The sequence below is a fragment of the Alistipes putredinis DSM 17216 genome (assembly GCF_000154465.1).
GTDB lineage: Bacteria > Bacteroidota > Bacteroidia > Bacteroidales > Rikenellaceae > Alistipes > Alistipes putredinis.
The window spans coordinates 84,799-108,329 of record NZ_DS499580.1 but is presented as its reverse complement, the minus strand read 5'-3'; the positions used below and the strand labels follow the sequence as shown (position 1 = coordinate 108,329).

At 46.6% G+C, this 23,531-nt stretch carries 14 protein-coding genes and 2 tRNA genes; 10 read left to right on the top strand and 6 right to left on the bottom strand.

What is annotated here, in order from left to right:
* Window positions 1–87: 87 nt before the first annotated feature.
* The gene (locus tag ALIPUT_RS09240; RefSeq protein ID WP_004329639.1) at window positions 88–828 is read right to left on the bottom strand and encodes an RsiV family protein; all 741 of its coding nucleotides are present in this window, start codon (window positions 826–828) and stop codon (window positions 88–90) included.
* A gap of 209 nt (window positions 829–1,037) precedes the next feature.
* Here ALIPUT_RS09240 and ALIPUT_RS09235 point away from each other — a divergent pair.
* From ALIPUT_RS09235 to ALIPUT_RS09215, 5 genes are all read left to right on the top strand, one after another.
* A tRNA-Glu gene (locus ALIPUT_RS09235) sits at window positions 1,038–1,112 on the top strand.
* Between the two features lie 495 nt (window positions 1,113–1,607).
* Window positions 1,608–2,261, top strand: coding sequence for a glycosyltransferase family 2 protein (locus ALIPUT_RS09230; RefSeq protein WP_004329637.1), 654 nt, complete (start codon window positions 1,608–1,610; stop codon window positions 2,259–2,261).
* A gap of 426 nt (window positions 2,262–2,687) precedes the next feature.
* Window positions 2,688–3,668, top strand: coding sequence for a glycosyltransferase family 2 protein (locus tag ALIPUT_RS12150; protein WP_004329635.1), 981 nt, complete (start codon window positions 2,688–2,690; stop codon window positions 3,666–3,668).
* A 12-nt stretch (window positions 3,669–3,680) separates the two neighbouring features.
* On the top strand, window positions 3,681–4,775 hold the full coding sequence (gene glf, locus ALIPUT_RS09220; protein WP_004329634.1) for a UDP-galactopyranose mutase: 1,095 nt from the start codon (window positions 3,681–3,683) through the stop codon (window positions 4,773–4,775).
* A 4-nt stretch (window positions 4,776–4,779) separates the two neighbouring features.
* The gene (locus tag ALIPUT_RS09215; protein WP_004329633.1) at window positions 4,780–5,625 is read left to right on the top strand and encodes a DUF4422 domain-containing protein; all 846 of its coding nucleotides are present in this window, start codon (window positions 4,780–4,782) and stop codon (window positions 5,623–5,625) included.
* On the opposite strand, the gene ALIPUT_RS09210 is transcribed toward ALIPUT_RS09215, so the two are convergent.
* Both ALIPUT_RS09210 and ALIPUT_RS09205 read right to left on the bottom strand, forming a co-directional pair.
* On the bottom strand, window positions 5,579–6,394 hold the full coding sequence (locus ALIPUT_RS09210; protein WP_004329632.1) for a DUF5672 family protein: 816 nt from the start codon (window positions 6,392–6,394) through the stop codon (window positions 5,579–5,581). The genes ALIPUT_RS09215 and ALIPUT_RS09210 overlap by 47 nt on opposite strands.
* A 3-nt stretch (window positions 6,395–6,397) precedes the next feature.
* Window positions 6,398–7,954, bottom strand: a complete 1,557-nt coding sequence (locus ALIPUT_RS09205; RefSeq protein WP_022460414.1) for an NAD(P)/FAD-dependent oxidoreductase — start codon at window positions 7,952–7,954, stop codon at window positions 6,398–6,400.
* A 307-nt stretch (window positions 7,955–8,261) separates the two neighbouring features.
* Between ALIPUT_RS09205 and ALIPUT_RS09200 the strand changes: the two genes are divergently transcribed.
* The 5 genes from ALIPUT_RS09200 to ALIPUT_RS09180 all read left to right on the top strand — a co-directional run bounded on the left by ALIPUT_RS09200 (window position 8,262) and on the right by ALIPUT_RS09180 (window position 20,598).
* Window positions 8,262–8,343 (top strand) — tRNA-Leu (locus ALIPUT_RS09200).
* Window positions 8,344–8,629: 286 nt separating this feature from the next.
* Complete coding sequence (locus tag ALIPUT_RS09195) at window positions 8,630–9,739, top strand: site-specific integrase (RefSeq protein WP_004329629.1); 1,110 nt, start codon at window positions 8,630–8,632, stop codon at window positions 9,737–9,739.
* Between the two features lie 574 nt (window positions 9,740–10,313).
* A complete protein-coding gene (locus ALIPUT_RS09190; RefSeq protein WP_231290544.1) occupies window positions 10,314–13,427 on the top strand; it encodes a hypothetical protein in 3,114 nt (1,037 codons plus the stop codon).
* A 2-nt stretch (window positions 13,428–13,429) separates the two neighbouring features.
* Window positions 13,430–19,567: a DEAD/DEAH box helicase gene (locus tag ALIPUT_RS09185; protein ID WP_231290543.1), complete on the top strand. Its 6,138-nt coding sequence runs from the start codon at window positions 13,430–13,432 to the stop codon at window positions 19,565–19,567.
* A gap of 2 nt (window positions 19,568–19,569) precedes the next feature.
* Window positions 19,570–20,598: a helix-turn-helix transcriptional regulator gene (locus tag ALIPUT_RS09180; protein WP_004329626.1), complete on the top strand. Its 1,029-nt coding sequence runs from the start codon at window positions 19,570–19,572 to the stop codon at window positions 20,596–20,598.
* A gap of 290 nt (window positions 20,599–20,888) precedes the next feature.
* Here the strand turns inward: ALIPUT_RS09180 and istB are convergent, their stop codons facing one another.
* Genes istB through ALIPUT_RS09165 form a run of 3 tightly spaced genes read right to left on the bottom strand, consistent with a single transcriptional unit; the run spans window position 20,889 to window position 23,216 of the window.
* The gene (gene istB / locus ALIPUT_RS09175; RefSeq protein ID WP_004329624.1) at window positions 20,889–21,611 is read right to left on the bottom strand and encodes an IS21-like element helper ATPase IstB; all 723 of its coding nucleotides are present in this window, start codon (window positions 21,609–21,611) and stop codon (window positions 20,889–20,891) included.
* 33 nt (window positions 21,612–21,644) lie between these two features.
* A complete protein-coding gene (locus ALIPUT_RS09170; RefSeq protein WP_004329623.1) occupies window positions 21,645–22,802 on the bottom strand; it encodes a Mu transposase domain-containing protein in 1,158 nt (385 codons plus the stop codon).
* Between the two features lie 57 nt (window positions 22,803–22,859).
* Window positions 22,860–23,216: a helix-turn-helix domain-containing protein gene (locus ALIPUT_RS09165; protein ID WP_004329622.1), complete on the bottom strand. Its 357-nt coding sequence runs from the start codon at window positions 23,214–23,216 to the stop codon at window positions 22,860–22,862.
* Between the last annotated feature and the right edge of the window lie 315 nt (window positions 23,217–23,531).

The following is a 23,531-nucleotide window of genomic DNA, read 5'->3' as shown; positions in this document are numbered from 1 at the left end:
GGAGGCGACAAGATATCTTGTCGCCTCCATTTTTTATACCGGTTTCATCCGACGACTACCGCCGGAGAGCCGCACGCCCACATCCTGTCACAACCCCTGCATCTCCTCGCGCGTGATATGCACCTCGACACCGCCCAGGGCATAGCATCCGATGTCGTAAGGATTATAGTAAAACGTAATGCCGTCCTCGGTCACTTCGAAATTCTCGGTCGTGGAAATGTATTCGGGAAAAAATCCCTGCGCCACCAGACCTTCGTCCCCCGTGACACCGAACTGTTCGTAAAGCTTGTTGCGGATCAACCCGATCAAAGCCTCCTGTCGTGCCGCATCGAACAAGTCGGACAAAGCCAGCTCATAACCGCCCGCAATGGAATAATTATGGCAATTGATGCTGTACATACCGTGCGCACCGCCCGTATAGTTCGAACTCGAAATCGTATAGACCAGCAACGTATCCACCACACGGGCCTCGGACTCGACCGCCATCTCCATTTCGGTTTCCCACTGGGGTACCGACTCATCCAGGGTACCGATATACTCGTCCATGAACTGCCCGATAGACCAATCGACAGCCTCCTGCACCCCGCCCTGGAAATGCTCCAGTCCGAAGAAATAGAGCATATTGGATTCCTGGATCGCCTGCAATGCCGGAGCTTCGTCGGCATTGGCGATCGAGGTAAAGGCATACTGGAAGCGACAGGGTATTCCGCCGCGTACCGCTACGGTATCCGTCACCACGATATCGAATTGCGGCATCACGGTCTGCCGGCGGCACGATCCGAAAGTCAATCCGGCAAAAACAAGAAAAAGGAGAATCACACGTTTCATACGAATCCGAAATTTTTTCTAAACAAGATATAACGAATGTCCCATGCAGAACCGCATATAATCGGGTTATGCCCAAGTACATCCTATCTTCTACAAATGTACATAAAAAGACGGACGAACAAACGGCCCGAGAAAAAAACAACAGTTTTCACGAAAAAAAATTTGTAAATTCAAAACATCGTATTACCTTTGCAACACCAAATTTCAACGGTGGATTCATCTAAGGGTTAGGATACGTGCCTCTCACGCACGACATAGGGGTTCGAATCCCCTATCCACTACCAAGAGCGACTGTAATAGTCGCTTTTTTTATTACTGACTCTCCGGAGCAACGGGACAAGGGGAGGAGAACCCCATTCGAACAAACGGAGCAGCGAGACCCGGACGAACTCCGTTCGAGCCGCCGAGTCGTGACGTTTGAAGACAGGCGAAGCGAAATCAATTCCCTATCCACTACCGAAAACAACTGTAACAGGTCACTTTTTATTTTGCACTCCACGGCTCCGGTACAAAGACCGGGAATCCCGATTCGAACCGGATGCGCAACGGAGCAATGCAAAGACCGTTTATCTCGACGCAAGGCAGCGACTCCCGATATAGAAGAAGCACACCTTGCCGTCCTTCGCCCACAACTCCTGCCCAAAAGTCGCCGAAATTAAAAACATTCCGAAATCCGATCGGCAAAAATCATAAATTTAAGATTAATGACCTGCACAAGCAATATTTCAGTTCAAACCGCTATCTTTGCAAGCGGATTAAATACATAATATATTTTTCGCATGCCCACCGTTTCGGTCATTGTTCCCAACTACTGTCATGCTCCCTATCTCGAGCAGCGTATCGAAAGTATTCTGCAACAAACGTTTCAGGACTTCGAACTGATTCTGCTCGACGATTGTTCGACAGACGGCAGCCGTGAAATTCTCGAACGATACCGCAATCACCCCAAAGTTTCCGGCATTTTCTATAATGAACGGAACAGCGGATCACCTTTCAAACAGTGGAAAAAGGGGTTGTCGAAAGCCACGGGCGATTACGTGTGGATCGCCGAAAGCGACGACTTTTCCTCTCCCTGTTTTCTGGAACGGTGCGTCCGGATTCTCGACACCCGTCCGGATTGCAGCATAGTTTTCACCAGCAGCTATATCGTCGATTCCCACTCCCGGACCATACGGGAGGAGGCGCCCGTCAAATATCCCAAACACAAACAGATCCGATTCGGCAGCCGTTTCTTCCTCTACCGTTTTCTCTGCCCGAGGAACACCATCTACAACGCAGGAATGGCACTGGTACGGCGCAGTGCGCTCCCCGCAGGCGACAATTACACCCAATACCGTTATTGCGGCGACTGGCTGTTCTGGATACAGATCGTATCGGGGGGGGGGAAATGTCGTCTATCTTGCCGAACCCCTCAACTACTACCGGGTACATGACAGCAACACCACCGCAGAGTCGATAGCCACAGGACGCAAGCACATCGAAACGCTCCGCATCCTCGAAGAAACCTTCCGGCTCATAGACCCGCCCCTGATCTGCCGCCTCTCGATCGCGGGCAAACACCTGCTGCGGATCCGCAAAGCCGCCGGCAGCCACTGGAACGAGGAGCCCTATCTCTCGGTCCGCCTCGCCTGGCGGGAGCGCTACCGTCATCCCCGGATGATAATGTTCTGGCACAAGGTATTCAAAGATCTTCCCCGCAGTTTCACCCGCTAAATTCGCCGGGAATCGATCCGGCAACGACCGGACAGACCTCTAAAAATACCGCATCGGACCGATACCTCCCATTTCCGGATGCAAATTGCACCGGAAATGGGAAAAAAGAGTTATTTTTGTAAGGTTTAACCTTTACCCCGACACAAATGCTCATCACCGTCATCGTTCCGATTTACAACATGGAAGCCTACTTGTGCACCAGCCTGGACCGCCTGTTGCAGCAAAGTTTCCAGGATTACGAAATCCTGCTCATCGACGACGGCAGCAAGGACTCCTCGGGCGAAATCTGCGACCGCTATGCCAGGGAACACTCCCGGATCCGGGTCGTCCACAAACCCAACGGAGGATTGAGCACGGCCCGCAACGCGGGTATCGAACACGCCCGGGGCGAATACCTGACCTTCTGCGATCCCGACGACTGGGTCGATGCAGACTACCTGCAACAATTCGTCGAAGCAGGCATGGACGAACATACGCTGCCCGTGACAGGCATCCTGCAACACCGGGAAGGCAAATCGGACCGGCGGCTGACAGCGCCTGCCATGGACGTACAGGGCCAAGCCTGCACGGAAGCCATCGTCGTCCTGCGGCGGCACGACATGCTGGGATTCACCGTCAATAAATTGCTGGTCAAACGGATCATCGACGAGAACGGGCTCCGCTTCATCGAGGGGCTCTCGCACCGGGAAGACGAAATCTTCCTGCTGCAATACATTCCCCACGTTTCGCGCATCGTCATCAACGAAAAAACGCCCTACCACTACCGAGCCCTCGGTAGCAGCCTCTCCAAAAAACGCAAGCCGACAGAGCTGATTCTCCGCGTTTCCCGCCAGCTACACGACCTTTTCCTACAGGCCGCACCTTCCCCGGAAGGGCGTTATGTCGCAGCCCGCATCCGGTTGCAACAATGCTGCGAGGCGGTCGCGGCGTCGAAAACGAACGAGGAGCTGCATATTGCCGCGAAAGCGGCCCGCAATGCCCGCAAAGAGTATCTTTCGACCTTCGACCCCGCGTTTCTCACCGATCGCCGGGATCGGAAAGTCGCAGCCCGCAGCCGGTGGGTCTTCGCCCTCGGAACTCTCTCCGGCAGGCTGCTTCGACGCCTTACCCAATTGATTCACATATAAACCCGCTGCATCATGTCGAAATACGATTACCTGATCGTCGGAGCCGGACTTTTCGGCGCAGTCGCAGCTTACCGGGCCGCACGGTCCGGTAAGAAAGCGCTGGTCATCGACCGACGGCCCCACACGGGCGGAAACGCTTACTGCGAGGAGCGCGAAGGCATCCGCGTCCACAAATACGGCGCCCACATCTTCCACACCTCCAACCGCGAAGTGTGGGAGTTCGTGAACCGCTTCGTCGAATTCAACAACTACATCAACTCCCCGGTGGCCAACTACAAGGGCAAGCTCTACAACCTGCCTTTCAACATGAACACTTTTTACGCCATGTGGGGCGTTACCACGCCCGCCCAGGCAGCGGAGATGATCGACCGTCAGCGTCACGAAGCAGGCATTTCGGAGCCCCGGAACCTCGAAGAACAGGCCATCTCGCTGGTCGGCATCGACATCTACGAACGGCTCGTGAAAGGTTACACCGAAAAACAGTGGGGACGCGACGCCACCCAACTGCCGGCATTCATCATCAAACGCCTGCCGGTGCGCTTCACCTTCGACAACAACTACTTCAACGACCGCTGGCAGGGTATCCCCATCGGCGGCTACAACAAACTCGTGGACGGATTGCTCGCAGGCGTCGAGGTGCGCTGCGACACCGATTTCTTCGCCGACCGCACGCACTGGGAAAGCCTCTGCGACCGCATCGTTTTCACGGGCCGCATCGACGAATACTACGATTTTAGACTCGGAGAGCTGGAGTACCGCTCGCTGCGCTTCGAACACGAAACGCTCGACACCCCCAACTATCAGGGCGTCGCCGTAATGAATTTCACCGAGCGCGAAATTCCCTACACCCGGATCATCGAACACAAGCATTTCGAACCGGGCGGCGATCAGCCCCGCACGATCATTACCCGGGAATACCCGGCCCCGTACGAACATGGAGCCGAGCCCTACTACCCCGTCAATGACCAGCGCAACACGAAACTTTACGAAAGCTACAAGGCGTTGGCCGACCGGGACCGGAAAGTCATCTTCGGCGGCCGACTCGGAGAATACCGCTACTACGACATGGACAAAGTGATCGAAAGCGCTCTCAAACTTACCCTTTAGAAAAATGAGCAAAACCGTCATCCTGGTCTGCGCCCACAAGCAGGACGCATGCCTCAAAACCCCGCCCTACCAGCCCGTTCAGGTCGGACGGGCCATTTCGCAAACGGAACTTCCGTTCGCCGTCGGCGACGACACGGGCGACAACATCAGCGACCGCAACCGCCACTACTGCGAACTCACGGCCCACTACTGGGCCTGGAAAAACCTGCACGACGCAGACTACATCGGGTTGAACCACTATCGCCGCTATTTCGACTTCGAGGGCGGTTCGGCCTGCTCGCTGCGGACGGTTCGCTCGGAAGCCTTCTTCTCGGCATCGCATCCGGTCCCCGACTTCGACCGCCTTTTCAGCCGCTGCGATATCGTCATGGCCCGGCCGAAGATCTATCCCTACAACCTCTACACGGATTATTGCAAGTGCCACATCGAAAGCGACCTGCTGACCGCACGGCAGGTGATCGCAGAAAAATATCCGGCCTACCTGCCGGATTTCGACCGGGTGTTCTTCCGCAACAACCGCCTCTCGCATTTCAACATGTTCGTCCTGCCGCGCGAGCGGTTCGAGGCTTACTCGGCATGGCTGTTCGATATTCTGTTCGAGGTGGAGCGGCGGATCGAGATTCAGGACGACCCCGTGCAGGGACGCGTGATGGGGTATTTGAGCGAACGGTTGCTCTCGGTATGGGTCCGGCACAACCGGCTGAAGATTTGCTACAAAACCGTTCTGATGGTCAATGACCAGAAGCGAAAAGGGCTGGGCAAGCACCTTTTCCATACGACGGTCAATACTCTGGCGTACTGGATCACTTATCCGCTGCGGCGCCGCTCGCCGCGTCGGGCAGCGGAATAATCTGCTGCCAGAAGCGCCACATCCGGGGCTTCGACCAGCTATGGCACCCCATCGGCAGGCGACTGCCGCACAAACGGTAGCAATAGCGGGGATTGGTGTCGAACGCGAACCGCAGCGCCTCCTCCTGCGAAGGATAACGAAACCCTTCGGGAACGACGGCCCAGAAAACATCCTCGTTGCCCAGGTGGTTGCCCATCGAACAAAACCGCTCGATCTCGTCGCCGTATTTTTCGCACGCGGCCCGAAAACTCTCCACGCGGCGAAGCGAAAGACCTCCGTTTCCGATCTTCCCGTAGAGCGACTGCCGGATCATCCGGCCCGCCCGCTCTGCACGGCGAAGCCTCCACCGCAGGTATTGCTTCAGAATCGGCAGATCATACACTTTGCGGCGGACCCAGGGAGCGGCCACACAGTCGTATCCCCTACGGCACCAGTCGGCGAGTTCGTCCCGGAAAATCCAGGCGTCGGTATGGCAGATCAGGAGATATTCGTAATCGCGGAACAACTCGTAGAATCCGGCCGAAAGCATCATCCGGTTGTATCCCGCAATCCCGTTCTTGCGGCCCAGCCATTCGTCCGACACCTCCCGAACCGGCAGTCCGGAGAACTCACGCCGGATCGCCGAGCAATCCATACCGCAGGGAACCAAGAGTTCGACCGGATAATTTTCCTGTAACACCCCAACAGTCTGCCTCAACGACGCCCGTTCCCAGACGGTCAATTCCGGCCGGTAAACAGGAACGACGACCACCACTTCCTTCTTATCCATACGCTATTTTTTCAAGTAATTTACAACGGCATCGGCGATACGCTCGCCGTCGAGCGCCGCAGAAATGATTCCGCCGGCATACCCGGCCCCTTCGCCCGCAGGGAAAAGCCCGGCGACCTCGGGGTGCATCAGCGTCTGCGCATCACGCGGAATGCGCACGGGGGTCGAGGTGCGGGACTCGACGCCCACGACCAACGCTTCATTGGTCAGGAATCCCCGCATCCGCCGCCCGAAAGTGGCGATACCCGCCCGCAGGGAAGAGGCGATAAATCCGGGCATCCACTTATCCAGCCGGGAAGGCACAACGCCCGGTATATACGAGGTCCGGGGCAGCGAACCGCTCGCACGTCCCGCCACGAAATCGGCGACACGCTGGGCCGGAGCGATCTGATGCTCGCCGCCGTATTGCCGGGCCAGCCGCTCGAACTGCTGCTGGAATTTCAGCCCGGCCAGCTCGCCCCACTCTGCCCGCAGATGCTCGAAATCCGCAAGCCGCACCTCGGTCACCAAACCGGAATTGGCGAAAACGGAGTTCCGGCCGCTGGGCGACATACCGTTCACCACCGATTCGGCCGCATCGGTCATCGCCGGAACGATGAATCCCCCGGGGCACATACAGAACGAATAGACGCCACGCCCACCCTCCTGGCTGACCAACGAATAGGAGGCCGCAGGCAGATACTCTCCCCGCGACTCGCAGTGGTACTGTATCGAGTCGATAAGCGCCTGCGGATGTTCGATCCGCACGCCCATCGCAAAAGGCTTGGCTTCCAGACGCACGCCCCGCCGGTGCAGCAACTCGTAAATATCCCGGGCCGAATGTCCCGTAGCAAGAACCACAGCCGCTCCTTCATAAAGGGTATCTCCGACCCACACCCCTTTTACGCGATCGTCGTGCAATTCGACATCGGTAACCCGCGCATCGAAAACGAACGATCCGCCGGCTTCGAGAATCGTCCGCCGGATATTGGAGATCACCCTCGGCAGTTTATCCGTTCCGATATGGGGATGGGATTCGTAAAGAATTTCGGGCGTGGCGCCGTGAAAAACCAGCGTTTGCAGCGCCTTGTTGTAGTCGCCCCGCTTCTTGCTGCGGGTGAAAAGTTTGCCGTCGGAGAATGTTCCGGCTCCGCCCTCGCCGAAAGCATAGTTCGAATCGGGATCGACCGCACCGTTGCGGTTGATCTGCGCGATGTCCCGCTTGCGGGCCGACACATCGCGTCCCCGTTCCAGAATCACCGGGCGATACCCCCGTTCGATCAGCCGCAGAGCCGTAAACAACCCCGCAGGGCCCGAACCGACGATCACGACCTCCGTACGCCCCGCAACCGACGGATAGTCGAAATGCACAGGTGCGGGCTGCGGTTCGCAATCGGCATAAACTTCGAGCGTAAGATTCACTTTGGGCTGCCGCTGCCGGGCATCGATCGACCGTCCGACGACCCGCACCAAAGCCACATCCTGCTCCGCGACACCCGCACGGCGAGCCGCCTGTTCAGTATAGTATTTTACGTCGGCAGCCTGCTTCGGAGTAAGAACCAGTGTCAGTTTATACGGCATAATCGATTGAAATAGTTTGCAAAAGTAACCAAAAATCGGCAAAATCGCCCGGCATCCATTCGAGAAAAAGGTTTTTTCGTTATCTTTGCCAACAGATAAGAGGCGGCTCGGGCAAGCTCGAATTTGTTTGGCTTGTCGCTTGCTTTCCTTATCCTTGCAAAGGACAGGAACCGATCCGGTAATCTTTGCGGACAATCCCGCACGATTGCGCTCGTTTTCCGGTAGCTTTGCAAAGGACAGGACGCGTTTCACGCACCGCCTAAATCCGGTTTTACACCCGGCTTTTGCAGTTCCTGTTCGGATATTTGCGGATATGGTGTAATTGGTAGCCACGTCAGACTTAGGATCTGATGCCTTAGGGCGTGGGGGTTCGAGTCCCTTTATCCGCACAAAGGAGCCTTTTCGAAGGGCTCCTTTTTCGTTGCCCGTTCGGTGCAAACAAGTGCAAATTGATTGTATATCATCGTTTTGCAAAGGTGTCGGCAAATTCTCTGAACCGGAAGCCGAAAGCATTTCGCAGCAAACTCGCGGGAGCACGAAAGGGAGCGGAGGCGAAAAACGGGCTGCGCGACGGAATTTGCTCCCGAGTACGTTTGCAATGCACTGTTTCGCTGCGTTTTACGTCGTAATAATTCTCTCTTGCGGACGTTTTGTTAACCAAAAAATTTCAACGTCATGAGACAAGAGACATTTGCCATTCTTTTCTTGATGCGGAAAGGACGACCGAAGAAAAACGGATTGGCGCCCATCTTCGCACGCATTACGACCGGAGGGCTCCGGCAAGAGGTCTACACTCAGTGCGACAGCAATCCCGAAACGTGGAACCAGCACAAGGAGCGCGCGATGGGAACGAACAAGCTGGCCATTCAGGTCAACGAGCGACTGAACGATTTCCGCGTCAAAATCATCGACATCCGCACCAAGCTGCTGGCCGAGGGCTATGCGGCCAATGCGGCGCAGATCAAGCAGCGCTACCTCAACCCGACCTGCAACACGATGATGCTCATCGCAGGCCTCGCCGACTACGCGAAGCGGCGGCAGGGCGAGGTGGGCGTGCGCATCACGCAGCGCACGGCCGACAAGTACGAACGGCTGCTGCGCTACCTGAAACAGTACCTCGCCCAGCGCGGCAAGGCCGAGGACATTCCCGTCGAGCGGATGAACTACGAGTTTCTGGACGGCTTCAACCTCTTCCTGCAAACCGCCCACCGCTGCCGCCACAACGGGGCGGTCGCCGTCATGGACTGTCTGCGCAACTTCGTCCTCTACTGCCTGCGCAACGAGTGGATCACGAAAAATCCGTTCCGCTACTATAAACTCAAAGAGGACGAGGTGCAGGCCAAAGAGCACCTTACGGCGCATGAACTGGAACTGCTGACCCGCAAGGAGCTCGACCACCGGCTGGCCCGCATCCGCGACGTCTTCGTCTTCTGCTGCCTGACGGGGCTGGCCTTCGCCGACGCCGACCACCTGCGGCGCGAGCACCTCTCGCAGGACGACGAGGGGCGGTGGTGGATCCACAAGCCGCGCGAAAAGACCTCCGTCATGAGCCGCATCCCGCTGCTTCCGGCCTCGCTCGAAATCCTGCGCCGCTACGAGCGGGACGAGGCGTGCCTCGCTCGCGGGCGCGTGCTTCCCACGCCGAGCAACCAGAAGATGAATGCCTACATGAAGGAGATCGCGGCCGTGTGCGGCATCGACAAGGTGCTGACCACCCACTGCGCTAGTCATATCAAATCTTATTACTCATTGGGAACAAGGGAATTACAAAAGCTTTCAGATTGATAGGTAACGATATAGAAACCAGCAGATTTCTATATTTTTTCTTGTTTTGCATTAACCCAAAGAACGCTCTATTAAATGCAAAAATACGGAGTATTTCGATAATTGCCAAAACAATTATTAGGGAAAAAGGAATAGTAAACAAGCTTTTCAAACGAAGAACAATACTGTGCATATTAGTTTTTATATCATCCCTTGCTTATGGAGAAAAGCTAGATGGACTGCAAAATATGGATAATGTCCAGTGTCTACTTTCTCTATATCTTCATTGCAGAATTTTGGTAAAATCGTTTATTGCTTTGACTTCTTATTTTCGATTATCGCTCCAAATCTATTGCAATACCAACAAATTTAAGTGAGTCTAGTAATTAAGTCATTTATCAATATATTGAAAGAAATGTATCTATCTTGAATTTTTTGTTTACTGTGCATTGTGATTGCACAGAATTGCGCTATCTTTACAAAAGATTATAAACCAATTGATTTTTAGAACATGGTTAATATATGCAATAGTGAACAGCATGTTGTTTTGATGAGGATTTTGGATGCTCGTAACAGACCGTCCATAACCCCAGATATGCCCCTTTGGAAACTTAAATTAACCGAGGAAGAATATACAAACTTAAAGGAGACTCTTGCCCAAAATGCGTATCGATTAGAAGATTTTGGAATTGAGGCGGCCTTGTGTTACGCTGAATGGTGGAGAAGAGACTATAATGGAGGAATTCCTTCCAGAGAAGATGTTGCAGTCGGATTAGGACTGCCTCATTATTGTTGGGAGCAACTATATAAAGCTGCACGTCATGGGCTTAAAAGTCATGGATTTGCATTTATTCACTCTCTCAAGGGGAATGAATATTTTAGAACTTTATTAAATCAAGGAGGTCTTCCTGTAAATTACATAAAGAACGGAACTAATCTTAGCGGGTTTTCACGTTTTCTCATTGGATTGGTTGAAGAATTGTCTTCAATAAATATTGATTGGGATGATAATAATATAGATTTAATCAAGAATTTTAATTGTATAGCTTATCTTGGGAAAGCATTCAAAAATGACAATATTTACGATGTTTCATTACAGATCGCTCATGCAATCATATCCGAAGAAGACCGCTGGCTACCATATGATGATACGGATTCCTCTTTGTCGGAACTGACTAAATCATTAAAAAGAGAATACCGGCGAGTTAAGAGTGAACATAGAACTAAACCACTTTCTCTAAGTTGGAAACTACGTTTGACCTCAAGTGAAACTGCAAATCTTTTTGTCAATTTAAATATAGTAAAAGAGATTTCATCAAAATCTATTGAAGGTCTAAACTATCAATCGTGCTACACCTTCGATGTGTTTGTCTCTGGTATACTTGTTGGAAAGTATGTAAGAAAATCCCTAGTTAAAGATGACGTAGGAGAGGTTATCGGTGCGATATATTCTCGTATAACTGTTGGCGTAGCAAATGATATAAAGTGGAGTGGAGAACCTGTAGTTGAAGTTAAGATCAGGTGTGACAACGATGACAGATTGTTTCCAACTTTATGTGGTAGTTATCCTCCGAATTTTGAATGCCCTCAGGTTTTCCAAATGCTTGATGATAATGTATATTCTTTGAAATCGACAGTGAATGCTGAAAATAATATAGCAGTTTTCTCCACTAATTGGAAGTGTGATGGTAGTCATAAACTATTACTAAATGGAGAACTTTATTCGGCGATTAAGTTTACTGATAAAGTAGATTTACACAATTGCATGTCGAATGAGGATATAACCATAACCAATGAATTCACGCCTTATAGTGCTGAATTCAGAGGTACATATATACAATGGGTAGAGCAATCTAATTTTAAGTTATTGACTCGCATTCCAGTAATAAGCGTTTTTGACCAAACTGGCACCAGAGTCGGGAATATCAAGCCTAAATATCGTATTCATAATAGTAAAGCTGAGTGGCGGAACTTGTCCAATTCATGCCTTTTGCCATTTGGGCTTGTTGATATCAAGGTTGAATTTCCTGACAATAAATACGTGATGGAAACATTTTATTTCATAGACGATATGACATTTGCCTCTCGCAACGAAACGATGTTTTCCACAGAACTACACCTAGATTCTCGCCATGTTATCTCTGCAAAAGTTGATGAGTGCGAAAACTTATCTGTTGAAATGACGGATAAAAATACCTGGAGGATTTCCAGAGATGCCTGTGCTTCTAAATATTCTCCTACGTGTAATTTAAAAATAATTGCCGAGAATAATCCTCCTTTGAAAGTATCTGTTGTAGTACCGTTTGAGGGTATAGTAATATCTGATTTGGAAGGGAAAATTGTGCCATCAGGAAAAATCATATCTTATGATAACCTGAGATATTTTAATATAATCAGTCATGGACAGTCTGGTATGATAGATGTGACTTACAAATCTGATAAAATAGAGGATGACGATACAATCAAGCATCTTAAGAGTCCAGTAATTGAAGGTATAGTTCCATTATCCGATTATCGTGATTTGTTTGCAAGAATGTTTCAATTATATGGTGCAAATACTTTTGACCGTAGTAGTTCCATAGAACTAAAAATATGTGACAAACGCATCTATATAAGAAAATTTGTTCTTGATAGTGAGTTGAGTTCAGATAAAATTCGAATCACAGATTATACCAGTGAAGACACTTCCGATTTCATATATGACGGTGATGTATATGCACTGCCGGTTTCAGAAAATATAAAACCAGCTGAATTAGTACAAATAAAGCTTGAGCCGTATAACCGACAAATGAACTTGTTTACAATTCCTCATGAGCTTTTGAATTCGGAAGCAATCCTTTTCTCTGGTCCCGAAAGTTCGCGCAGGCTTGTTCCTAAGTATTACAATTTTGAACAAGAAGATTACAGTTCGGAAGTACGTGGAGAGATGTCTGCTGCTAACATAATACTTTGGAGTGAAAGGCTTAGCAAGGATGATGTTTTTGTCGGCGAGTATTGGGCAAAAACTGTAAAAGCATTCCGTATTATTTCAGAGTTTAATCTTCCGTTTACTACATATAATGCTTTCAAATCTATAGGTCGTGACCCTAAATTATTGGTAAACCTAATATTAGCCTGTTGGCTTAATGGCGCTTCCGATGTTCTCATTCAAGAAATTGACCGTTTTGAAGATGAATTAAACATTGCAGTACATTGGATTCCGCACACTGTATGGGGAGAATGTATTGAGAGTTTCATACGTTTGCTTCCCCCAACACTTATTAATATAATGAATACAAAATTAGGTGAGATTACAGAATTGATAAATGCACTTTTCAACGCTACACTATCTGCAGAAGTTGCGTCTGAACTTACCCAATATGTTGCGGGAGGGAATATCGGAGATGCCCGGATTTTCTCAAGAGCTGACATTAATCAATTTAAATCAAAAATACATGGATATACAGATAACAATATAGACCTACCTATAACCCGATTTGTACTTCAAAATAAATATTATGTAGACCAAGAGATGCACAAGTCTTATCGTGTAATGATAGAGTCCGCAATGTGTGCTGCGGAAAATTTCGCACAAGTAAAAAATCACACAAATCTTTTTTTATTAGAAAGTCGAGACTATGCTCGTATCACTAATTTTTACCGAAAATACTTTAAAGAAACCTACAGTAAGATATTTATCGGAACTGTAAAACAAATTGTAAACAAATGAATATGAATTATTTTTCATTCTACAATAAGGCCAAGGAATTATTAATAGATTCTCTTGCCTCTCTTTGGTTCAAGGGTCAAGCCCAAGAACAAGAATATATCAAGAGGATTTTGACTAAGGATGAGCCTCTTTTTGCAGAACCTGTATTCCAATCAATATTCCCTTGGGAGGAGAGTGCCGACAGTTTTGAGGAACATTCTTCTAAACTCAGATTGTTAACTCCTTCATTTGTTAATGCACTGAGTAGCGAAGGAATTGACAAGGATTTGAGATTTCCATTAGACAGGCATCCTTATAAGCATCAAACAGAAAGCTGGAGAACTATGCTTTCTTCTCGACCACAAACCATTGTTGTGACTACCGGAACAGGATCAGGTAAAACAGAATGTTTTATGATACCAGTTTTGCAAGATTTGGCTAAAACCAATGAAAAAAATTGTGTTCAGGCCATATTCCTTTATCCTTTGAATGCACTGATGAAAAGCCAACAGAAACGTATTCATGCTTGGTGCAAAGCTCTTCCCGAAAAGGTTACCTATGCGATATATAATGGAGAAACCGACAAAGAAAATCGGTCTGACAGATATACTACATCTCATTATCCACAGCTCGTAACAAGGCCTCAAATAAGGAAAACTCCGCCTCAGATTCTCTTTACTAATCCAACTATGCTCAACTATATGTTGGTACGAGCAGAAGACCGTGAAATCTTGGAAAAATCCAAAGGTAAGCTCAAATGGATTCTTTTAGATGAAGCACATACTTATACTGGCTCTTCAGCCGCTGAATTATCATTGCAAATCCGTCGTGTACTAGATGCTTTTGGCGTAACTATTGATCAAGTAAATTTTGCTGTAACATCAGCGACTATCGGTGATGAAAGTGACCCCAAAACGACGATAAAGCTAAAAACTTTTGTGTCTCAACTCACTGGAAAACCATTTGAAGATATAAAAATAATTAGTGGTAAGCGCATTATTCCAGAACTAAACAAGGGAATTGCAGAAGATCAATTGTCCAAAATAAACAAAAAGTTTAGTATCGAATTGAGTTATTCTGACATTGAGAAGTTGAGAAAAAAGCTTAACTCTTCGCCGGTATTGAAAGCAAAGGAAATCGGTCGTATGCTTGATAAAGGAATCGGGAAAAATGTGGATGCCTCATTGGAAATAATAGATGCTCTCGGAGAAAAAGTGAAAGGTCTAAACAAAGGAGGCGGCCTTGGAGCTTTATTGCCAACACGTGCTCATTTATTTGTTAGATCGATAAGTGGAGTGTATGTTTGCACCAATCCTGATTGTCAACGTCATAAGGGATATAGATTATCGATAGGAAGTCTGACAACATATCAAAATATGAATTGTCCAGTTTGTAAATCAAAGATGCTGGAACTTGCTACATGTTCGTCTTGCGGCTCTCCCATTATAGTGGGTGAAACAAACACAACTAAGGGATTTAGGATGCACACCAATGTAATTGATCTTGACAAGAGTCTTTTCTATGAGCAAAAGGAAGATCTCATTGATTTGGAAGATATGGGAAATATAGAAGATGTTGAGCAAAATGAGGCGGATGGCTTTTCTCGCTTCTTTTTCGCCATTCCGAAGAAAGCATGTTTAAGGAAAAATGCGAATAGAACATATCACATCTTCAATCATCAGAATGGTAAAATAGAACTTGTCCCTGAAGACAATAGAAGCAACAAGTGTTTTACTTCTTTAAAAAGTGAAGAAAGTATTCCTGTAATATATCAATCTCTTCGACACTCAGGAGATAATCATGTTCTTTGTCCTCATTGTGGCAATAATCTCAGCGAGTTTAAAAACCTTGATTATCTCAGAATAAGTGCTACTCAAATTGGACGTACTTTAGCAACATTGCTTCTTGATAATGCCGAACCCATTGACAGTAATGACGCAGACGTTGTATATGAAGGCCGAAAGTATATAACATTTACCGATAGCCGTCAAGGGTCTGCACGTTCTGCAATGGGACTTAATCAGGATGTAGAACGTTCATGGATTCGAGCTTCCATTTTTCATAAACTTGCCGATATGCGTTTGAATGATGTGAAACCTGGTGGTCTGACTCCTGATGAGGAAGCAGAATACAATGCATATCTGAGTATTCGGGAACATCTTCCGACCTTACTTTTTGAAAAATTTAAACAACTTGAAAAAAAAAAGAATGGCATACCAGTAATCCCCAATCCAGAGGAGGTATCATGGGGGCAAATAAGCCAGTCTCTTGAAAATGACTCAAATTTCAAGAAGTTGTATGAACATGTTGATAAAGCACGTGGCAGAAAAAATTTCGAGAATGCAACGGACTATCTGAAAGCACTTCTTGTCGACCAATTCGGATGGATTCCTAAACGGGCGAACTCATTGGAAACGATGGGATTCGTACGTCTTGTCTATCCAGCACTTAAAAATGCGAAATGCCCAGCACTCCTTCAGAAAAGATGTACAGACACCGACTGGCAGAATTTTCTCAAGATCTGTATGGATTATGTCATTCGTGGAGGTCGTCATTATATGCTTTCTGGAGCTTATAAAGATTACCTTACACAAAATAAGTACTGTTCTCCTATATATCCTTCAAATTCAGAACTGAGGAAGAATGGGAGCCCTGTATCGAAATGGTTTAAAGTCAATGTAAGTTCAAAAGGTATTAATGAGAATCAGAATAGACTCGTTCTTCTTCTGTGTGCAGTTCTAGATTATGATGATATTTCTCAAATCAATCAAATAAAGATTGCTGACATCAACTCAATACTTGATGCCGCATGGGATTTCCTGAAACAAAATGTTCTTGAAGCAACAGATGTAGAAAATCAAGGATATATGCTCGATCTCATGGGGGATAAAGTTAAGCTGCAACTTATCGAAAAAGGTTATCTCTGTCCTGTTGACAATGTTATTATAGATGCGCCGTTCTGTGGCTATAGCCCAAGAATGAACGGTTACATCAGTCGTGAAAATTTCGATAGATTCAAAATCAAGACGGAGTTTGTAAATCCGCTTTTCCCATTCAAGTCTGCGGATCAGACAGAAAAGAATGTCATGGAATGGATTGAGAAGAACTTCTCTGAACAAAAGGCTGCTGGTGTGTTCGGGGTTATGAACTCCAGAGTATTTGCTTCAAAACCGATTTTTATATCGGCTGAACATTCAGCTCAGCAATCGTCAGAAGATCTTGACCGATACGAAAGAGAGTTTAATGAGGGGAAAATCAATATTCTTTCTTGCTCAACAACAATGGAGATGGGGGTCGATATTGGTGGTATTACAGAAGTCGTCATGAATAATGTGCCGCCAAAATCGTCAAATTACCTTCAGCGTACGGGACGTGCAGGACGAAGAAGTGAAACTAAAGCCTTGGCTTTAACTGTTTGTGCTCCCAATCCTATTGGAACTCATACATGGAACAATCCAGATTATCCGATTACACATGTAACAGAAACTCCATTGTTAAAATTGGAAAGCCGTCAGTTGATTCAACGTCATGTTAATGCGATGGTATTCGCATCCTTTGTAGCAGATCAAGGGGGAATCAGGGTTACGGCAACTCTTAGGGATTTTTTTGTCACGGCAGAAGGGATGTCTTTCTTTGATAAGTTTCTAAATTATATTGATAGTGTAATCAGCGGAAAGGTTGAACGTCTTCAAGAACCATATTTAAAATTAATCAAGGGAACAAGTCTCGCTCAGATAACATTGGCGGATGTCGCACAAGTAGTCAAAAAAGACATAGTTGCTGTTTACAATGTCTTTGATGCTCATAAAGGAGCTCTTGCAAAGGCGATTGAATCTCTGAAGAATGAATCAGGAACGACCAATGCTATTAAAGCTATAGAGAAACAAGAGGAAAATTTTTTTAAGACCTCGATGTTGTCATATCTTGCTGAAAATTCTTTTCTGCCAAGTGCAGGTTTACCCTTAGGACTAGTTGAGTGTCTGCTAGGCGGTAAGGAAAAGGTTGACGGTAACTCACCGACATTGCATATAAGTCAGGCCATCTCCTCTTATGCTCCCGGTAATCCAGTAGTGAAAAACGAATGGGTCTATGAGACCAATGGTATTCGTCTGAAGACAAAATACGATGACAGCACTTCAAGGTATATCATACAGAATTGCACTCATTGTGGTTATACAACTATTATCTATGGAAGTGCTAAGACGGATTGTCCCAAGTGCGGTCGGCATGGAACTATGCATGGCATAAAGGACATCTCACTATCGACAGATCAGCGTTTTACAGAGGTCGTTGAACCTGCTGCGTTCTCCGTAGCATGGGATTCGACCCCGACTCGAAAAATGGACTCTCTCGGCAGTATGAATTTCATTCAGCCTATTTTGCTTGAAATGGATGCCTGGCTTCTGAAGACAAATTCTGCAAAAATGTCTATCCGCTGTTCAACGCCAAGGTCTGAGATTCTCTTTTATAATAAAGGAACGAATGGGTATGGATATGCTTTCTGTCCTTATTGCGGTAGAATGAAATCAGAAAAATCACCAGACACCACAGAGCGGATGCTGTCGCACCATAAACATCTTCTAGCTTCGACCTCTTGTCCCGGTGGCGAAAATGACGGTGCTGCAGTAAGACGTCATGTGTTGTTGGTCGGAAGATACCAGACTGACTTTGTTGAGATCAAGTTTTATGACAAAGACAACAATCTGGTAGAAGACACTGAGACACTCTATTCTCTCGGCGTGATTCTTAGCCGTAAACTCACGGAGCTGCTCGGTGTCAACGATGGAGAAATTGAATTCGGCTATGATGGCATAAATCATTCTATTTTCATATATGATACTGCTCTCGGTGGTGCAGGTTATTCATTGCTCTTCCGAGAATATAAAGATGAAGTCCTAAAAATGGCTTTGGAGACTCTTGAAAGATGCGACTGTGAACGGTCTTGCACGAAGTGCCTTATAGATCGCAGATCGCAATGGTATACGAACTATCTTAACCGGCCTAAGGCTCTAGAATGGTTAAGACAGGAAGTCAAGGCCCGTGTTGCCCCAAAGGAAATTATTTATTTAATGCCTGATTCTCATGTTGTGACATCAGACATCACGACCGAGTTTTATCAGCTCACACGGAACAAGGACATCTCTGGTATCAGAATATTTGTCAACGACAACATTTCTCAATGGGATGCGGAAACATTCCCATTTAAAAAAATTCTCACAGAACTATCTCTAGAAGGAGTTGACGTTGCCTTTATACTGCCAAGCGTACCAGATGTAAAATCGCTCTCGTCAGCAGACAGTGCAACTTTAATTGCGGAGGTATTTAAAACCAACTTTAAATGTCTTGAAAACACACTGCCGACAGGATTATTTCCGTTGATGGTCGTGATTATGAATGACGGAATCGTCAAAACATACTTTGGAAAAAATATTGATACATCCTATTCTAAGAATTGGGGAAGTGGAGATGTATTCATAACCACACAGCCAAATTCATTGTCCTATGCCGACATAAATAGAATGCAACTGTTGAGCGCCTTTTCATCGGACGATTCTTCCTTTATGTTCGAATATAGAATAAGAGAACACAGCTCGTTGGGTCGTTTTTTTGATTCTCTGAAAGCTCCGGAAACTGGTAATTGGAATAGAATAATATCTAACCTACGAGGCAAGGCTGTTTCTATTGAATATTCTGATAGATACCTAAAAACGCCCTTAGGCTGTATGCTTTTGGCAAAAATGATTTCCAGTCTGAAGAATGAAGCAGATTTAGTTCTGGTATCAATTAAAGTTATTGTCACAAATATCGTCTCAATTAATGACCCAGATATGGCAGTAAATGCTATAAAAGATTTTACCAACGGTAAGAAGAGAAATCATTTCCTGAAGGATGCTATATTTGAACTGACCGGGATAGAACCGGAAATTCAAGATACAGGTTATGTTGAGCATGAACGGTGTCTGACGGTTAAAGCGGATAATGCAGAAATCTGTATACGTCCAGACGCAGGTATAGCAAAAGGATGGGCACCATTTGGAAGAGATAACGCTGAATGTACCGACCGCGATTTCAGAGAAGATTGGAATATAGATCTCGAACTGTTCAACAAACAGCAGATAGGAAACGGAATACTTTACACCATCTCATATAAGCAACTCTAACAATGTCAGAAAATAGAAACGCTCAGTATCGTTATCAAGTGCTGGACAGATGCTTCAGTGATTGGAATAAGAAATATACTATCGAAGATCTCCTTGAAATAGTCAACAATCATCTTTATGAATTGGAAGGTTCAGACTCCACCATCAAATTGCGTCAGTTACGAGGTGACTTAAATGCCATAAGAAAGATGCTACCCGATAACATCTATCTTGATGCCAAACCATTTGGAGGAAAGAAATGCTACTACAGATATTCTGAGCCAAACTATTCAATCTTCCAGAATGGTCTATCGGTTACCGAGGTTAACTCTTTACGCTCGATAATTGAAATGCTTAGTAAATATCGTGGAGTTACTGGTAATGCTTGGCTTGAAGATGTTATCTCCAATCTAGAACTTCGTTTTGGAGTAAAATCGGATAGAGAAAATCTTATTTCATTTCAGTGTAACTCATGTTTAAAAGGGCTTGAATACCTTTCAACTCTCATAGACGCAACAATCAATCACCAGCCCCTCGAAGTAAGCTACACAACACACGCAGGCATTAGTTCAACGAATGTGCTTCATCCATATTATATGAAACAATATAATAACAGATGGTTCATATTCGGACGTATTAATGGGAAAGATTATATTGTCAACCGAGCCCTTGACCGAATTGAAGGGATAACTAGAAGTGATGTTCCATTCTGTAAAAATGATCTTGTGGATTTCAACTCTTACTTTGATGATATTGTAGGGGTATCGGTGCCTTATGAAGTACAGGAAGCCGAAACAATTATTTTGCAATTTAGTTCAGAACGATTTAAATACATTGTTTCAAAGCCACTGCACACCTCACAGAAAATTATTGATGAATACAAGTGCATAGTTACTATTAAAGTAATACCAACACGAGAACTCGACCAATTAATTCTAGCTTTTGGACCTGATGTTGAAGTCCTAGCTCCAGATAGATACAGAATGAGCATTAAGACTAAAATTGAGAAATGTCTCAATAAATATCGCTCTGTGCATTGCGATTGCATATAAAATTATACTTTTAATGATCACATATATAACAGAGCAGATATTAACCAACATTATATGGAACATGATAGTGTGCAAAATATTAAAATTGAACATTCTAAAAGAAAAGGCGTATCAAGCTTTGTATTGAGTAATGATACGCCTCTTTAAAAGTCCTTTAAATCTACTCTTCAAAAAGCGAAAGTATATAAAATCTGATATATTTTTATCTGATTACGAATTTTGTATGGTAAAAACGGAGCAGACTGTTACAGCAAAAACGGCCATGCTGTTACAGTTCTGACGAGGCAAAGTTATTGTTTTTTTCTTAAACTATCTCCTTTCAATGCAAATCTCGATGCGGTATTTACAACTCTATCCAAGATAGCATCCGCTGCGGAGACATTACTATCGAGCGTTTCATACCAGTTTGCTACGGGCAACTGGCTTGCAAAGATGGTAGATTTGTTTCCGTGTCTGTCTTCTATGATTTCCATCAGGTCGAGTACCTGTTCTGCGGTTAGCTTCTTTATGGCAAAGTCATCGAGTATCAGCAGGTCATACTGAGAAAGCCGTTCGAAGAGTTTAGGAAGCCTGCTTTCTATGCGGGCCATTGTAAGCTCCTCGAAAAGTTTCATCACATTGTAGTAGCGAACCTTGTATCCACATAGGCAGGCATGGTGGCCAAGAGCTGAAGCCAGCCAGCTCTTGCCTGTACCTGTAGGACCTGTAATGATGATGGGATAGCCATGTCTGATGTAATCGCATGTGGCAACCTCATTAAGCAGTGACTGATCTATGCCGCGTGCCGAATCGGCGGCTATTTCACCCAGCGCTACTGTATAACGGAAGTGGGCATTCTTGATGAGCCGGTGCGTACGGTTGGACATACGCATGTCGTTTTCCCCCTGGATGAGCATGCGTATTCCGTCAGCCATTGAGATTGAGTTGATTTTGTGAGCCTCCATGAGGTTTTGCCATGTCTGGGCCATTCCTGGCAACCGCATAGCCTTGAGGTCTGATAAGATTTTTTCCATTGTTGTGCCGTTTTATGGTGATATAATAATATATTACTTGTAAGCTTGCGCTCCCCTGATATTCTCATGCAATGGCAAGGTGGATGTTTGATACTCTGCATCCTTTTCCTGCCGCATCAGGTATCCCTGGCATTTGGACTTCACCAGATTGCTGATGAATGGATAGTTGCATTTTCCGTACTGGACGGATATCTTGCACGCAAGAAGAAAAAGCTCAGGCTCTGTCTCACGGGCGAGAGCCAGGATGCCCTGCGCGGAGCGGTAATACACTTCTGCGGGTCTGTCAGTGGCAGAGAAGAGCTCACGCAGGACATGCTTAGCCATAGGCCCATACTTGGATCCTTTGTCTATGAAGTACTGCGGGGAGTACCCGTAATAAGCCTGTGTCTGTGAAGGCAGATGCTCCTTTACCCAGGTGTAACCACCGTGTTTGAATGAACGCATGTGGGTCGCAATGCAGTTGCCGTCATGATAGATCCTGACCTGTGTATCCGTAAAGATGACTTCCACCTTGTTGCCTATAAGACGGCTGGGGACAGAGTAGTGGTGCCGTTCCCTTCCTAGCTGCACAAAACAGTTCGGAGCGACTGTAAGCAAGGCATGCCGTTTCATCTGGTAACGTTCTCCGGGTAACGGGAGCAACTCGGGTTTCTCAACAGCCAGGAAGCGTTCTACCCGCGAGTAGTCGCATCCCTGCATGCGTCGGCTGTTGTATTTCTCAAGCAGTTCTCCCACTGCTGTATTAAGTTCCTGCAAGGAATGGAAGAGACGGTTCCGCAACGGAGCGTATATGCGCTTGTAACTCTTGTGCACGGCATCTTCGACCAAGGCCTTGTCCTTGGGGCGCCTTACTCTGGCAGGCTGCGCGCAGCATCCGTAATGCGTGGCAAGGTCATTCAGTCCGTCCGTCAGACCGGGAGACCACCTGTCGAAGGATTTTACGGCCGAACGCAGGTTGTCTGGTACCAGGATGCGCGGTGCGCCTCCGAAGAATCGTATGGCGGCATCCACAGCTCCAAGAAAATGTTCTATGCCTTGCGACGGAATACAGGTAATAAAGGTGTAACCGGAGCATGGCAGAACCGCAGCAAACGTCTCTACAGGAACAACCTCGCCGGTTTCCATATCGACGTAGCTCATCCTGTCGCCGGCAAAGTCAATATACATCTTCCCGGCAGGCTGGTGCAACATCTTGAGCACTGTGGAAGGTTTCACTGCTACCACATTCTGTCTCAGATGGAAACGGAATTAGGTCAACCCGTAACCTTCAGGAAGGTCTTTGCGGTATTCTTCCCAAAGAAGATGTGTTGTCATGTGCGGCTTTTTAAGCTCCTGCTCAAAATGAGGAAGTCGTTTCTTGAAGTCCTCAAAGCGCTCATCGCAATAGGCTGGATTTCCGCCATTGAACCGATGGTTCAACTCGGGGTCCTCCAACTTCAAGAGACCATCGACACCTAATGAGTCTTCATTGGCCATCTTGAGATAGCGCTGCACAGTTGTAGGACTCATTGAGTACATTTCGGCCATTCTCCTGACCGACAATCCGTTTTTGTGACCCGTAAGGACCTGCTTGATGATATTCATTTTTTTAGGTTGAGTAGCCATAGTCTTGAAGGATTTTCCTTCAAGATAATAAATTCATCAAAACTGTAACAGCATACTCCGATTCAGCTAGCATTATTGGGCTGTTTTGAGCGGAGTGTAACAGCATGCTCCGATCTTAAAAGAAAAACGGCCTAATCGCTGCTCGTAATTGCCTGATAACCAATACCTGTAAAATGTGATATTTACATGATATTTGGCGTTTCTTTCAACTTCGGTACTGTAACAGCATACTCCGATTTTTCCATTTTGTATAGAAGATTGATTACATATACACTTTTTATCTACGGCAGTATTATGGCTCTTTTATTTAAATAT